The organism is Thermogutta sp. (genome assembly GCF_039793925.1).
Taxonomy (GTDB): Bacteria; Planctomycetota; Planctomycetia; order Pirellulales; family Thermoguttaceae; genus Thermogutta.
In genome coordinates this window covers 1-1,176 of record NZ_JBAMME010000150.1, presented here as the reverse complement: position 1 = coordinate 1,176, position 1,176 = coordinate 1, and the positions used below count along the sequence as shown (strand labels likewise).

General features: G+C 55.9%; 3 protein-coding genes. All 3 read right to left on the bottom strand.

The features are described from left to right. On the bottom strand, positions 1–226 hold a 226-nt coding region (locus tag ABJK56_RS06110), incomplete at its 3' end, for an RHS repeat-associated core domain-containing protein (protein ID WP_347243777.1). A gap of 46 nt (positions 227–272) precedes the next feature. Beyond that, positions 273–710 (bottom strand): hypothetical protein, encoded by a 438-nt coding sequence (locus ABJK56_RS06105; RefSeq protein ID WP_347243776.1) that lies wholly within the window; start codon positions 708–710, stop codon positions 273–275. A 4-nt stretch (positions 711–714) separates the two neighbouring features. Further along, positions 715–1,176: hypothetical protein (locus tag ABJK56_RS06100; RefSeq protein ID WP_347243775.1), on the bottom strand; the 462-nt coding region annotated here is incomplete at its 5' end.

Here is a 1,176-nt window from a genome sequence, read left to right as displayed (position 1 = left end):
CAGGGTCGCGGTAGACCTCGTAGATGTCCCAGCCGATGTTCAGGATGTCCCAGGCGGTCTCCAGCCAGCGCCCGCTGGGGTCGGTGTATCTCAGCGGGTTGTTGGTAACGTAGGCGTAGCGGTTCAGCGCCTGGGGGTTCCCCGGCTCCGGCACCACCGTATCCGCCTGCACGAACCGCCCCAGCACTGGATGGTAGAACCGGGCCCGGTAGTCGTAGAGACCCAGGGCGGAGTCCCACCGCTGGGCAGTGCTATGCCGACCACATTCGACGCTACCACTTTCTTTGAACGTTCAAAAACTCAGGGTCGTCTTCCAACACCTTTTTCCCATATTCTTGCAACGCTTGCTTATATCCGGCGAGTATGATTGGAATTTGTTCTCTAAACGATAGGCCAGGGGGTACAGTGAATAGTTTTCCCCGAAAGCCATGATCCACTAGCAAGGCATAAAAGTGGCCTCGTACCCGCTTACCCTGAGGGTCAACAGACCAAAAGGGAGCAGGTTTTCCCTCGATCACTCGGGCTATGTAACAGGAGACATCCTCATCTCGTTCATCCAGCACGAACTCTATGGCCAAGTTCTCACCTACAAATGCCACCGTCAGTGATAAGTATCCCTCGCTAATCAAAGGCCCCTTGAATTTTGGTCGCAAGAAACCGAAATTCTTCTGAACCTCTTCAAGAAAGAGTCGTTGCAGTTCTGTCTTCATAGCGCTACTCCCAATCAAGACCGGGCACACCGCCCCAGTACTTCCCGCTGCGTTGAAAGACCTTCCGATACCCCTCATATCCCTGTAGGATGCGCCGCTCCAGATTGTAGGCCGGAGAATCGGGGCGTTCACCGGCTTTGACCCGCCATAAACGCCGCTCGAAATGTGGGCCGATGTCAATGATCTCTCTGCCCTCGGCACGCATTTGCCTGATCCATGCCTCATTGGCCTCCATACTCCAGCGTTCAGCAGGGATGAAATCATTGATCGTCTGGGCCCCGACTTGCTGAGCATATGCTTCTACCCGCTTCATGTTTTCTCCGATGACTATTGGCGGTTTGCGACTCCTCCCTGCGATCTCTGCTGCTTCTTCTATCCCTTTCAGCGCATCCACTGCCTCATCTGCTGCCCGCAGCGCATCGGCGGCCTCATCCGCATGGCTGGCCGCCTCTGCAACCACCCAGGC